This window comes from Aeromonas sp. QDB62 (genome assembly GCF_027705695.1).
Taxonomy (GTDB): Bacteria; Pseudomonadota; Gammaproteobacteria; order Enterobacterales; family Aeromonadaceae; genus Aeromonas; species Aeromonas allosaccharophila.
Genome location: NZ_JAPDCD010000012.1, coordinates 93,695 through 107,164, shown reverse-complemented (window position 1 = coordinate 107,164; position 13,470 = coordinate 93,695). Strand labels below are relative to the sequence as shown.

The 13,470-nt window shown below is 56.8% G+C and carries 10 protein-coding genes and 1 pseudogene; 7 read left to right on the top strand and 4 right to left on the bottom strand.

Going from position 1 to position 13,470, the window contains the following annotated elements; genetic code table 11:
* From OKC27_RS08310 to OKC27_RS08300, 3 genes are all read left to right on the top strand, one after another.
* The coding region (locus OKC27_RS08310) for a type I secretion C-terminal target domain-containing protein (protein ID WP_270692855.1) at window positions 1–2,301 on the top strand (2,301 nt) is incomplete at its 5' end.
* A gap of 86 nt (window positions 2,302–2,387) precedes the next feature.
* Window positions 2,388–2,948, top strand: coding sequence for a hypothetical protein (locus OKC27_RS08305; RefSeq protein WP_182939399.1), 561 nt, complete (start codon window positions 2,388–2,390; stop codon window positions 2,946–2,948).
* A gap of 56 nt (window positions 2,949–3,004) precedes the next feature.
* Window positions 3,005–3,721 carry an SIMPL domain-containing protein gene (locus tag OKC27_RS08300; protein ID WP_182939400.1) on the top strand — a complete coding sequence of 239 codons (717 nt, stop codon included), beginning with the start codon at window positions 3,005–3,007 and terminating at the stop codon, window positions 3,719–3,721.
* A 55-nt stretch (window positions 3,722–3,776) separates the two neighbouring features.
* Here the strand turns inward: OKC27_RS08300 and OKC27_RS08295 are convergent.
* The 4 genes and pseudogenes from OKC27_RS08295 to OKC27_RS08280 all read right to left on the bottom strand — a co-directional run bounded on the left by OKC27_RS08295 (window position 3,777) and on the right by OKC27_RS08280 (window position 8,729).
* A pseudogene (locus OKC27_RS08295) lies at window positions 3,777–5,114 on the bottom strand (IS4 family transposase).
* Between the two features lie 186 nt (window positions 5,115–5,300).
* Window positions 5,301–6,881, bottom strand: coding sequence for an alkyl hydroperoxide reductase subunit F (ahpF, locus tag OKC27_RS08290; protein ID WP_182939404.1), 1,581 nt, complete (start codon window positions 6,879–6,881; stop codon window positions 5,301–5,303).
* A 154-nt stretch (window positions 6,882–7,035) separates the two neighbouring features.
* Window positions 7,036–7,602: an alkyl hydroperoxide reductase subunit C gene (gene ahpC, locus OKC27_RS08285; protein WP_011705621.1), complete on the bottom strand. Its 567-nt coding sequence runs from the start codon at window positions 7,600–7,602 to the stop codon at window positions 7,036–7,038.
* A 680-nt stretch (window positions 7,603–8,282) separates the two neighbouring features.
* Window positions 8,283–8,729, bottom strand: a complete 447-nt coding sequence (locus OKC27_RS08280; protein ID WP_042656350.1) for a CBS domain-containing protein — start codon at window positions 8,727–8,729, stop codon at window positions 8,283–8,285.
* Between the two features lie 212 nt (window positions 8,730–8,941).
* Here OKC27_RS08280 and queA point away from each other — a divergent pair, with 212 nt between their 5' ends.
* The 4 genes from queA to secD all read left to right on the top strand — a co-directional run bounded on the left by queA (window position 8,942) and on the right by secD (window position 13,465).
* Window positions 8,942–9,994 (top strand): tRNA preQ1(34) S-adenosylmethionine ribosyltransferase-isomerase QueA, encoded by a 1,053-nt coding sequence (gene queA, locus OKC27_RS08275; RefSeq protein WP_182939405.1) that lies wholly within the window; start codon window positions 8,942–8,944, stop codon window positions 9,992–9,994.
* A gap of 74 nt (window positions 9,995–10,068) precedes the next feature.
* Window positions 10,069–11,205 (top strand): tRNA guanosine(34) transglycosylase Tgt, encoded by a 1,137-nt coding sequence (gene tgt, locus OKC27_RS08270; RefSeq protein WP_042063376.1) that lies wholly within the window; start codon window positions 10,069–10,071, stop codon window positions 11,203–11,205.
* A 52-nt stretch (window positions 11,206–11,257) separates the two neighbouring features.
* Entirely contained in the window at window positions 11,258–11,593 is a 336-nt protein-coding gene (gene yajC, locus OKC27_RS08265; protein WP_042063375.1) for a preprotein translocase subunit YajC, read from the top strand.
* An 18-nt stretch (window positions 11,594–11,611) separates the two neighbouring features.
* Window positions 11,612–13,465 (top strand): protein translocase subunit SecD, encoded by a 1,854-nt coding sequence (gene secD / locus OKC27_RS08260; protein WP_042063373.1) that lies wholly within the window; start codon window positions 11,612–11,614, stop codon window positions 13,463–13,465.
* The last annotated feature ends 5 nt before the right edge of the window (window positions 13,466–13,470 follow it).

Sequence of the window (13,470 nt, the reverse complement as noted above, 5' to 3'; positions counted from 1 at the left end):
GGCACGGTTGGGGTTAGCGCCGAGTTGAAGGGTGCCTTGCCGCACGCCATAGCCAACGGTGAAAACACCATCACCATTACCGGCATCACCGTTGTTGCTTCCGATGTCGATGGTGATTCGGCTACAGCAGCCGTCACGGTCAATGTTGTTGATGACGTGCCGACCGCAGCCAATCAGACCCAGTCTGGCCAGGCGGCGGTTAACCTGAACAGCAACCTGCTGATCGTGTTGGATGTCTCCGGTAGCATGGGTTATGACTCGGGTGTCGGCAGCATGGATCGCCTGCAAGTTGCGAAGAACTCGCTACTGGAATTGTTGGAACAGTACGATGCCCTGGGCGATGTGCGGGTCAGCTTTGTCACCTTTTCCTCGGGGGCAGATGTCGAGAGCACCTGGGTAACGGTCGCTGCCGCGAAGGCGGCCATTCTCGCCACCAGTGCCGACGGCAATACCAACTATGACGAGGCGCTGATAGACGCGATCAACGTCTATGACGATGCTGGCAAGCTGGCCACCGGCAACGTACAGAATGTCGCGTACTTCCTGTCTGACGGTTTCCCCAACAGGCCAACTGGTGACGCAGGTATCTCCAATGTGGCGGGTTCTGCTGCGGGCTGGCCAACGCCGTACTCCAACGGTGGCGTATCGGAGGAGCAGGCGTGGGTCAACTTTCTCACCGCTAATAACATCCGTGCATATGCATTGGGCATGGGGACCGGGGTGGATGCCACGGCGCTCGATCCGATTGCTTATAATGGAACTCCCAGCGGCGGCAATACCAATGCCATCGAGGTTGATGATCTGAATGACCTCACGGCAACCCTGGTGGCTACCGCTCAGGCATCGCCGATTCCAGGCAATCTAACATCCGGGGGTGGTTTCGGCGCTGATGGCGGTTTCGTTGGCAGTCTCGCGATTGCCGGCAAGACCTACACCTACGACAAGCTCACCAACACCTTTGTCGCTTCTGGTCCCGGTGCTAACAATGGCAGCCTGAGTGGAAACGTGTTGACGGTGACCATGGGTGGCGGCTCGAGCATCGCTGTGAACATGCTCACCGGGTCTTATACCTATACACCGCCGAGTGCCATCAGCTCGATTGTGGTGGCGACCATCGCCTTCACGCTCATCGACAATGATGGCGATGCAGCATCGGCCAACCTCAATATCAACATTACCCCCGGCCAGGGCGCGATGGTCATCCGCGATGATCTGGTGTTGACCAATGTGAACACTCAGTTGGGCGAAGATGTCATCAACATCCCAACCTGGGCACTGTTGGCCAATGACACAGGGCCGAACAGTGGACTGCTATCAGTCTTCAATGTGACGGATGGTACGAGTGGTGAGGTCGACCTTGTGGGTAGCGCTGTGGTCTTTACCGAGAACAGTGACAGCTCAAGTAATGGGGGCTCGTTCTCCTACAACACTTCCATCAACGGCAGCACAGCGCTGGACTCGGCAGTCGTGGATGTCACCCGCAGCGCCGGCTCCAATACGCTGAACGGTACCTTCCGCAATGAGATTCTGCTGGGGCAGGATGGCTCTGCAGATAAGCTCAACGGTGGTGATGGCGATGATGTACTGATCGGCTTGGGCGGCAACGATACCCTGGACGGAGGCTCTGGTAACGACATATTGGCTGGCGGGCTGGGTAACGACACTTTGATTGGCGGTACTGGTGTCGATACTGCGACCTACATCGACATCGGTGCCCTCGTGACCGTCAGCCTGAACACCGAGCTTCAGCAAAACACGAGCGGTGCGGGCCAGGATACCATCAGCGGAATCGAGAACCTGATTGGTTCCAACTTTGGCGATACCCTTACGGGTAACGGGAGTGCCAATGTGCTGTTCGGCGCGGGCGGCAATGACACCCTAGTTGGCCTGGGTGGTGATGACGTCCTGATCGGCGGTGAAGGTATCGATCTCCTAGTCGGTGGCAGCGGGAACGATATGCTGACAGGCGGGAGCGGCAAGGATACCTTCAAGTGGGGGGCGAGTGATGCCGGTGGTGTGGACGTTATCAAAGACTTCACAACCGGTGCCGGTGGAGATGTGCTGGATCTCAGCGAGTTGCTCACTGGTGAGCAACCCATCGCAGGCTCGCTGGATGCTTATCTCAACTTCAGTAGCGATGGTGCAGGGAAATCAACATTGACTATTGATTTGGATGGTACGAGTGGAGGAACCAGCCACGTCATAAAATTTGATAGTATTGACCTGACAACCTTGGGTAACAGTGACCTGCAGATCATTCAGAAGTTGTTGGATGATGGCAATCTGAAGGTTGATCCGTAACCTTGTCTCGGGGCCGGGCTTGCCTGGCCCCTGTTTTTTCCTCAAGGGGATGGATAAGATAGCGGCAGTAAAGGAGAGGGGTAATCATGCAGTCATTCAACTGGGTCGACATTGATGGCATCCGTTATAGCTGGGATGGGCAGGGGAACATTACCTGCGCCGGCCAGTTTGGCTATCAGGCCTCGATCGCGGGTGACCGGCTGGATGGGATGGAGATTGAGAATGAGGCCGGTGATGTAGCGGGCTCGCTCTATGTTGACTTTGCTGCGGCGTCTATCACCTATGTGCCTGTCATGGATACCGAGTCTGCCCATAACATGATTCTGGTGGGCCATGGTCAGGGCCAGCAGGAGTATCCGCTGGCGAGTTTTCACTCCCCGTTGTTGCACGATTTGCTGGGGCCGTCTGATACTATCGCCTGGTCTGCGATGGAGGAGGATAGTGGTGGCACCAATATCGGACAGGCAGTGCAAGGACACGTTCTGTCGTGGGACTCGTTTCATTTCGATGATGAGGTATTGGTCTGTGGTGCACCTCCGGCGCTGGATATGGCAAGCCAGAGCCAGGATCCCGGCAGCATGGTCACCATCAGCCTCGATCTGACCAATCAGATACTGGATCAGATCCCGCCACTGCACGATATATGAATCTCACTTTGCTGCGGGCATAATGGCCTCAATCTTGTTGATTGAGGCTTTTTTCTATGTGGCGTCCCCTTCTTACTCTTTCCGCTCTGGTTGTCAGTGCTCCGCTGCTGGCGATTGAAGTGCCGCAAGCGCCCCATCTGGTGGTGAGCGGTTATGCCGAGCAAAAGACCGAACCCGATATGCTCACCCTCAATGTGGCGGTGAGTGCACTGGATAAGCAGGGCCTCAAGGCCAAGCAACAGGTCGATACCAAGGTCGCAGCCTTTTTCAGCCAACTGGAGGGGTTGGGGATCAAGCGCAGCGATGTTGAGGCTGGCAACCTGATGGTCTCTCCAGAATATCAGTATGGCGAGAACAAGAAGCCGGTATTGCTGGGATACCGTGCCCAGCGGCAATTGGCGGTCAAACTCTATCAACTGGATAAATTGAGCCCCTTGATGGATATCGCTCTCAAAGCCGGGCTGGAGTCTGTATCCCAGATTGAGTACGGGTTGAAATCGCCTCACGTCATCAAGGAGCAGGCCCGTCTGAATGCCGTTGAGGACGCCAAAACCAAGGCTGAATCTCTGGCCAAGGCGTTCGGGATGAAGCTTGGCAAGGTGTACAGTGTGGAGTACCGCAACGCTTCGCCTATCACCGCCTACAGCCGCAACCTGAAGGCGGTGCAGGCCATGGGGATGGCTGCCCCCGCGCCGGATATGGCGGATAACAGTTATCAACAACAACAGATCACGGTAAGCGATAATATCGAGGCTGTTTTCTTGCTGGAGTGATCCCGTCGTTTAAGCCCGGTCATGAACAACCCCGCCATTTGCTGCGCAATGCTGTTCACTTAAGCGGAGCCGCATTGCGATCTACCGGAAAACGGGTCTTTGATATCTTCACCGCCCTGGGTCTCGATGGCCTGGGGCGTTTTTCTATGAATATGACACCTATGCAGCCCCGCAACTCCGCCAACCTCCGTGGCGTATGTGCTGGTGATAACGCGCCCGCCATCACTGCCATCTGGTTCGCGATGAACTGACAGGTAAACTTGAAGCTCACCTCATTAGGCGCGCGCTGATGAGCTACGGCGGCCTAGCTCGCCTCCCGCCTGACCAGATTGTATCCAAGCAGCAAACCCCACAGCTCCTGATAAACCAAGTCCACTTTCTTGCTTCTCAGCGTGATGGCGTTGTGTTGCATCGCGCTTTTGATATCCCGGTATCCCAGCTCGATTTCCCAGCGCTCGTGGTACAGGGTCGCCACCTGAGCTGCGCTGAATCGGGTTACGGGCAGGGAGGTAAAGACCGTTTTCTCCTTACCTGCCACCTCATAGGTCACTGCGCGAACTTGCCAGTGCGTCGGCAACTCGGGGTTTTTCTTGCGTGCCTGAGGCGAGACCGTCATTTGCAACAGACGGTCACCGTCGCCATAGTGCTCCAGTTCCGTGTATACCAGCCCCTTGCGTTCCGGGATGAGCCAGTGACGGTCGGTGTCTTCGGCCTGAATACGTAGCAACAGGTCGGCACCGAAGAAGCCTTTATCCAGCAGAGTCACCGATTTGTCCGGCAATGAGTGAATGAACTCGCTGGCCAGGGGGATCTCCCCTTTGCGGTACGGGCTGATGGCCGCGTTGGCAATGACATGCGAGCGGACATTCATGAGCGTGACCAACCGCAGCATCGGGTAGGGTGTCTGCCGGTTGGTTGAGGTGTTACCCGAGCCGAAATGCGCTCTGAGCTCAGGCATATCCTGGGTTCGGAACAGGGCCCCATCGATGGCGAAGACCTGTAAACCGTGCCAATGGTCTTGAGGATAACGTTCCCGCCCCCACACATCGGCGCACTGCTTGAACAGCCACTCGAGGGGCTGTTTGCCGAGTCGCTGACGGGCTTGAGACAGGGCACTGTCAGCGAGCAAGGCATCATTGGCCAACCCTTCTGCACAGATGTTGAGGCGCCGAGCGACCTCGGAGATGGGCTCATTGCGGAAAAAGGCCATTCCCACGACGAGCCACAAGACCATATCAGAAGGTAAGCGGCGTCGGCGGATAGTGGCCTTTTCAGACAAGGCGGCAGCGGCAGTAATCCATTCGTCGGGAATATGGTCGGCAAAAATGGCCAGCCGAGCCAGCATGTCGCCAGATGCCTCAATAACGTCGTTCAGGTCGTTTGCAATAGACATAAAAAAATCCGGAACCAGTGATTGGTTCCGGATTGTCCTACAGCAGAAGGATCGGTCAATGGATCCTTAACTGATCAGCATTGCGCCATTTGCTGCGGGGTTTTTATGTCGCATCGATGCAGATGTAAAAAAGCCGACGCTCGTGTTTACTTCACCGGGCGTCGGCTGTTTGTTGCGCGGGGTTTATCAGGCGGTAATGGCGTCAGCCTTGATCGCTTCCGGCGCCGGGTTGCGGATGAGGTAATCAAACGCACCCAGTGCGGCGGTGGCGCCGGCCCCCATGGAGATGATGATCTGCTTGAACGGTACCGTGGTGGCATCCCCTGCGGCGTAGACGCCGGACAGGGAGGTCGCGCCCTTGGTATCGATCTCGATTTCGCCAAAGCGGGTCAGGGCAATCTCGCTCCCTTTGAGGAACTCGGTATTCGGTACCAGACCGATCTGGACGAAGATGCCAGCCACCGCCAGGTGTTTGATCTCACCAGTGGTGCGATCTTCGTAATCCATGCCGACCACCTTGCTGCCATCACCGATCACCTCGGTGGTGCGGGCGCTCATGATGATGTCGATATTGCCCATGGAGCGAGCCTTCTTCTGCAGCACCTCATCGGCACGCAGGGTATCGGCAAACTCCACCACGGTCACATGCTCAACGATGCCAGCCAGATCGATGGCTGCCTCGATGCCGGAGTTACCACCACCGATTACCGCAACCCGTTTGCCCTTGAAGAAGGGGCCATCGCAGTGCGGGCAGTAGGCCACGCCCTTGGTGCGGTACTCGAGCTCGCCCGGTACGTTCAGGTCGCGCCAGCGGGCACCGGTTGCCAGGATCACGGCACGGCTCTTCAAGGTAGCGCCGGAGGCGAGATCCACGTTCACATAGCCATCTTTGCTGATGGCGGCGGCACGCTGCTCGGTGATCACTTCCACACCATATTGTTTGACGTGCTGTTCCAGGCTGGCGGCCAGCTTGGGGCCTTCGGTGTAGGGCACGGAGATAAAGTTCTCGATGCCGACGGTATCCATCACCTGACCACCGAAACGCTCGGCGACGATGGCGGTGCGAATGCCTTTACGAGCGGCATAGATGGCCGCTGCGGCGCCAGCCGGGCCACCGCCCACCACCAGCACGTCGTAGGGATCTTTCTCATTCAGCTCGGCGGCTTTGCGCTCGGCGGCTCCGGTGTCGAGCTTGGCGACGATCTCTTCCAGCGAGATGCGGCCCTGGCTGAATGGTTGACCGTTCAGGTAAACATTCGGTACTGCCATGATTTGACGTTCAGCGACCTCTTCCTGGAACAGGGCGCCGTCGATCATGGTGTGAGTGATGCCGGGGTTCAGGGTCGCCATCAGGTTCAGCGCCTGCACCACGTCCGGGCAGTTGTGGCAGGAGAGGGAGATATAGGTCTCGAAGTGGAACTCGCCCTTGAGATTGCGGATCTGCTCCTGTACGGCCGCATCGGCCTTGGACGGGTGGCCGCCGCTTTGCAGCAGGGCGAGCACCAGAGAGGTAAATTCATGACCCATGGGGATGCCGGCAAAGTGAACGCGCGGGGCTTGGCCCTGCGGTGCGACACTCATGGAAGGCTTGCGAGCGGCAGTGCCAGAGGTCTGGGTGATCTTGGGGGACATCTCGGCGATCTCGCTGGCCAGTGCCAGCAGCTCTGCAGATTTGTCGCTGTCGTTGCCGGACACGCTGATCTCGATGGGATTGACGATGTACTGCAGATAGGTGTTCAGCTGTTGTTTGAGGTTGGTATCCAACATCTTCGAATTCCTTCTTGTGATTGCGGGTCGGCGTGAAATTTGAGCCGGAAAGGTGACCGGCACATTTAACGCTGGCCGGAGCGCTGACCGGCGCATTTAACCGGGCCGGAAAGCAGACCGGCCCTGAAGCGGGCCGGTCTTGGAAGCGGGAGGCTTAGATCTTGCCTACCAGATCCAGGGACGGGGCCAGAGTGGCGTCGCCTTCTTTCCATTTAGCTGGGCACACTTCACCCGGGTGAGCGGCAACGTACTGAGCGGCTTTGACCTTGCGCAGCAGTTCCAGAGCGTCACGACCGATGCCGCCAGCGTTGATCTCGACGATCTGGATGATGCCCTGCGGGTCAATCACGAAGGTCCCGCGGTCAGCCAGACCAGCTTCTTCGATCATCACACCGAAGTTGCGGGTGATGGTACCAGTCGGGTCACCAATCATCGGGTACTGGATCTTCTGGATGGTGTCAGAAGTGTCGTGCCACGCTTTGTGGGTGAAGTGGGTGTCGGTAGAGACAGAGTAGATCTCGACGCCCAGCTTCTGGAATTCAGCATAGTTGTCAGCCAGGTCGCCCAGCTCGGTCGGGCAGACGAAGGTGAAGTCAGCCGGGTAGAAGAACACCACAGACCACTTGCCTTTCAGGTCAGCGTCAGACACCTGAACGAATTTGCCATTGTGGTAGGCGGTAGCATTGAACGGCTTGATTTCAGTGTTGATGTAGGTAGACATGTAATTGCTCCTTGGTGATGTACATATGCCGGTCTGGTGTTGAAGAGTCTTGCCAGACGAGGCGCTTAACTTTCGATGGATTCATCATAGGGGCTTTGGTTAATCGATAAAAGCCGCAATTTTGAATCGCTTAAATCTACTTATTAGATAGCTCACTATGGCTGTACCTAACATGAATATCTCTGGCGTACAGAGATAACTCCTTGTCGTGGTTCAATATCTGTGCGGTATATCGCCTTTTCAAGGCATGGCAAGCCGTGTGCAGCCGCGATGAGATAAACGGTGGAGCAAACAGGTGGCGCAGGAGGTTGAGTGAGCTGGTCGCAGCGATGGGGATGTGCTGACAAGGGGGATGCAGAAAACGCGGATAAAAAAATCCCGGCGCTATCGTAACGACAGGGCCGGGTCATCAAACAAGGAATGGCTATATAAACAAATGCTTTACAGCAAAGACTAACTACGGGGTGTGCAAACTTGCAGACATATGAGAGGAAGATAATGGGTGCACAATCCCTCGTCTCCCCCTCGGCAACTATTGCATGAGGGGGATAATAGTGTGACGCAGATCACAAGGCAAGCATTTGGTGTAATTTTTCAATCAAAATGAAAGTGTTTCATGATTTCAGCCTATTTTGACGGCTGAAAACGCTTTTATTGTAATTTAATTACAATTCTTGCAATCAAAAGTCGGTGGGTGGCTCCTGCTCTTCCATCAATTCCAGCAAGTTGATGGCCACGGCAATAAAGTCTGACTCGGTGACAATGCCGATCAGCTTGCGTCCTTTGAGTACCGGCAGGCAGCCATATTTGTGCCGCTGCAGGTAGAGTGCCGCCTCCTTGATACCGGCATGGGGATCCACACTCGCTACCTGGCGGGTCATGATCTCGTCGAGTTGCACGCTGTCGGTAAACTCGGCTTCCCGCTCCGGATTGATCAGCAACAGCTTGGATTCGCGGGTGGCCAGGATATCGGTAAGGGTCACCAGCCCCAACAAGTGGTGCTGCTCGTCGACGATGGGAATGTGGCGGATCCGCTCCTGCTGCATCAGGTCCATCGCCTGTTTGACACTGTTTTCCGGACCCAGAGTGAAGGGATGTTCGGTCATGATTTCGGATAGGGTCATCATGGTGGGCCTCCTTGTGTATCTGCTTTCACCCTAGCCCAGCCACCACTGGCAAAACATGATCAGGGTCAATACAGATCATTAAAGAATCATTAACCGGAGGCGTGTCTCAATATTGCTCGCTATCCCTTGTCTCTCTTGGGTTTTTGGTCTTTTGGGTTGCCTTGGAAGATGGGGATAACTAGACTAGCCGCCGATTCCCCCCGAGGTGAAAGATGCAAGTATCCGATTTTCATTTTGATCTGCCAGACGAGCTGATTGCCCGCTATCCGATGGCAGAGCGTACCGCCAGCCGCCTGTTGCAGCTCGATGGTCAAACTGGCGCCCTGCGCCACGGTCAATTTGTCGATGTGCTGGACCAGCTCAACCCCGGTGACCTGCTGGTATTCAACAACACCCGTGTCATTCCGGCGCGCATGTTTGGCCAGAAGGCTAGCGGCGGCAAGCTGGAGGTACTGGTGGAGCGTATTCTGGACCCGCACAGCGTGCTGGCCCATGTCCGTGCCTCCAAGGCGCCCAAACCCGGTACCCGGATGATCATGGACGGTGGCGTGGAGGCCGAGATGCGCGCCCGCCATGATGCCCTGTTCGAGATCCACTTCCTCGACCCGCGTCCGGTGCTGGAGATTTTGGAGGCCATCGGTCACATGCCGCTGCCCCCCTATATCGACCGTCCCGACGAGGATGCCGACAAGGAGCGCTACCAGACCGTTTACAATCAGAAGCCCGGCGCCGTTGCCGCGCCGACCGCCGGTCTGCACTTTGATGAGCCGCTGCTTGAGAAAATTCGGGCCAAAGGGGTTGAAACGGCCTTCGTCACCCTGCATGTAGGGGCGGGGACCTTCCAGCCGGTGCGGGTGGAGAAGATTGAAGATCACCATATGCACTCCGAGTATGCGGAAGTGCCGCAAGAGGTGGTGGATGCCATCGCGGCGACCCGTGCCCGTGGTGGCCGGGTGATCGCGGTGGGGACCACCTCGGTGCGTTCGCTGGAGAGTGCGGCCAAAGTCACCCTGGCGCAGGGCAAACCGCTGGCGCCCTTCTTCAGTGACACCGACATCTTCATCTTCCCTGGCTACCAGTTCCAGATTGTCGATGCCATGGTCACCAACTTCCACCTGCCGGAGTCGACCCTGATCATGCTGGTCAGCGCCTTTGCCGGTTATGACAACGTGATGGCGGCCTATCAGGCTGCCGTGGCCGAAAATTACCGTTTCTTCAGCTACGGGGACGCCATGTTCGTCACCCGTCGCCAGGCTGAGGCATAAGCTTCAGCGTATTTACCGGGCCGTGAGCGGCCCTCCTATTGTCAGACTGTTTATCTGACGCAGCCGAGGTAGCAATGAAATTTGAACTGAAAACCACCGACGGCCGTGCCCGTCGCGGTCAACTGGTGTTCGAACGTGGTGTGGTACAGACGCCGGCCTTTATGCCGGTCGGGACGTACGGCACCGTCAAGGGGATGACCCCTGAAGAGGTGCGTGAGTCCGGTGCCCAGATCCTGCTGGGTAACACCTTCCACCTCTGGCTGCGCCCGGGTCAGGAAGTGATGCGCGCTCACGGCGATCTGCACGACTTCATGAACTGGCAGGGCCCGATCCTGACCGACTCCGGTGGTTTCCAGGTATTCAGCCTGGGCGACATTCGCAAGATCACCGAAGCGGGCGTCCACTTCCGTCACCCCATCAATGGTGAGAAGATCTTCCTCGACCCCGAGAAGTCCATGGAGATCCAGTATGATCTGGGCTCCGACATCGTGATGATCTTCGACGAGTGCACGCCTTATCCGGCGACTTACGAAGAAGCGCGCAAGTCGATGGAGATGTCCCTGCGCTGGGGCAAGCGCTCCCGCGACAAGTTTGATGCGCTCGGCAACAAGAACGCCCTGTTCGGCATCATTCAGGGCTCGGTCTACGAAGATCTGCGGGATGTCTCCCTCAACGGCCTGCTGGAGATCGGCTTCGACGGTTATGCGGTCGGCGGTCTGGCGGTGGGTGAGCCCAAAGAGGATATGCACCGCATCCTCGAGCACGTCTGCCCGAAAATTCCGGCCGACAAGCCGCGTTACCTGATGGGTGTTGGCAAGCCGGAAGATCTGGTGGAAGGGGTGCGCCGCGGTATCGACATGTTCGACTGCGTGATGCCGACCCGCAACGCCCGCAATGGTCACCTGTTCACCACCGATGGCGTAGTGAAGATCCGCAACGCCAAGTATCGCAACGACACCAGCACCCTGGATGCGGATTGCGATTGCTACACCTGCAAGAACTACACCCGCAGCTATCTGTATCATCTGGACAAGTGCAACGAGATCCTCGGTGCCCGTCTGAATACGATTCATAACCTGCGTTACTACCAGCGTGTAATGCAAGGTTTGCGGGACGCGATCGAGCAGGGTAAATTAGACGACTTTGTAACAGAGTTTTACCGTCGGCAAGGGAAGCCTGTGCCTCCGCTAGCTGAAAAAGACGTGAAATAACAACGACATATAAGTTTTTTATCAAATCTACATCAAAACAAGAGGTTGTTAAATGAGCATTATCTCCAAGGCGTATGCAGAAGGCGCAGTTCCGGGTGCACAGGGTGGTGGTATGGAAATGATCATCATGCTGGCCGTGTTTGGCCTGATCTTCTACTTCATGATCTATCGTCCCCAGGCCAAACGCGCCAAGGATCACCGCAATCTGATGACCTCCTTGTCCAAGGGTGACGAAGTGCTCACTTCCGGTGGCCTGGTTGGCAAGATTGCCAAAGTGGCTGCCGATAGCGATTACCTGGTGATCGCCCTGAACGACCAGACTCAAGTCACCATCAAGAAAGACTTCGTCTCCGCCGTTCTGCCCAAGGGTTCTATCCAGTCCCTTTAATCTCCCAAGGAGCACAGCGTGTTGAATCGCTATCCGCTGTGGAAATACCTGATGGTGGTCTTCGTGATCGCCATCGGTTTTCTATATGCAGCCCCCAATCTTTACGGCGAAGATCCGGCCTTGCAGGTCTCTGCCAGCCGTGGTGCCGAAGTCAAGCTAGATACCCTTGACCTGGTGAAAGAGACCCTTGAAACGGCCAAGATCCCGGTCAAACATGCTGCATTCGAGCACGGTTTTATCCTGATCCGTTTCAAGAACACCGAAGACCAGCTCAAGGCGCGCGATATTGTTGCCAGCAAGCTGGGCGACAACTTCATTACCGCACTCAACCTGGCACCTTCTACTCCCGCCTGGCTCGAAGCCATCGGTGCGGCGCCTCTGAAGCTGGGTCTTGATCTGCGCGGTGGTGTGCACTTCCTGATGGAAGTGGACATGGCCGAGGCACTGACCAAGCAGCAAGAGCAGATGGTGCAGGATTTCCGCACCGAGCTGCGCAACCAGAAGATCCGTTACTCCGGCGTGCGCCGGACCGGCGATCAGGTGCAGGTGATCTTCCGTGATGAAGCGGATCAGGAACGCGCTGTTTCTCATCTGCGTCGTCAGAACCCTGATTTGACCTTCACCACCGAGCAGAAGGGGGATGAGTTCATCCTGCTGGCCGGTCTGAGCGAAGCCAAGATCAAGGAAGTGAAGAAGTACGCCCTCGAGCAGAACATCACCATCATCCGTAACCGGGTCAACGAACTGGGTGTGGCCGAGCCGCTGGTACAACAGCAAGGCGCCGAGCGCATTGTCGTTGAACTGCCCGGTATTCAGGATACCGCCCGCGCCAAGGAGATCCTGGGTGCCACCGCGACCCTGGAATTCCACATGGTGGATGAGGCGGCTGATATTCAAGCCGCTGCCGATGGTCGTGTCCCGCCCAGCTCCAAGCTCTACAACGATCGCAACGGTCGTCCTGTAGTGCTGCAAAAGCGGGTGATCCTGACCGGTGACCACATAGTGGGTGCCCAGTCCGGTTTCGACGAGTACAGCCGTCCCCAGGTCAACATCAAGCTTGATGGCCAGGGTGGCAACAAGATGGCCAACTTTACCAAGGACAACGTCGGTAAAGGGATGGCGACCGTGTTCATCGAGTACAAGCCGGTCGGTCAGCCGGGTCCGGATGGCAAGCGCAAGTTCCGCAAGCAGGAGGAGGTGATCAACGTCGCCACCATCCAGTCGCGCCTTGGCAGCCAGTTCCGTATCACCGGTATCGACAACGCCAACGAAGCCCACAACCTGGCGCTGCTGCTGCGTGCCGGTGCCCTGATCGCCCCGATCCAGATCGTGGAAGAGCGCACCATTGGCCCGAGCCTGGGTCAACAGAACATCGACAGCGGTATGGAAGCCATCGGCTGGGCCATGTTGGTGATCGTGCTGTTCATGGGGATCTACTACCGCGCGTTCGGCTGGGTCGCCAACCTGGCGCTCTGTATGAACCTGGTGTTGATTGTCGGCATCATGTCGATGATCCCGGGCGCCACCATGACGCTGCCGGGTATCGCCGGTATCGTGCTGACGCTGGGTATGGCGGTGGATGCCAACGTGCTGATCTACGAGCGTATTCGTGAAGAGATCCGCAACGGTCGCGGTGTTCAGCAAGCCATCCATCTGGGCTTTGATAGGGCATTCTCCACCATCGCCGACTCCAACGTTACCTCGCTGATCACGTGCGTGATCCTGTTCGGTATCGGTACTGGCGCCATCAAGGGCTTTGCCCTGACGCTGGGCATTGGTCTGACCGCCTCCATGTTTACTGCCATCACAGTTTCCCGTGCCATTATCAACCTGGCTTGGGGTGGACGGCGCATCGACAAGCTGCCCATCTGAGGATA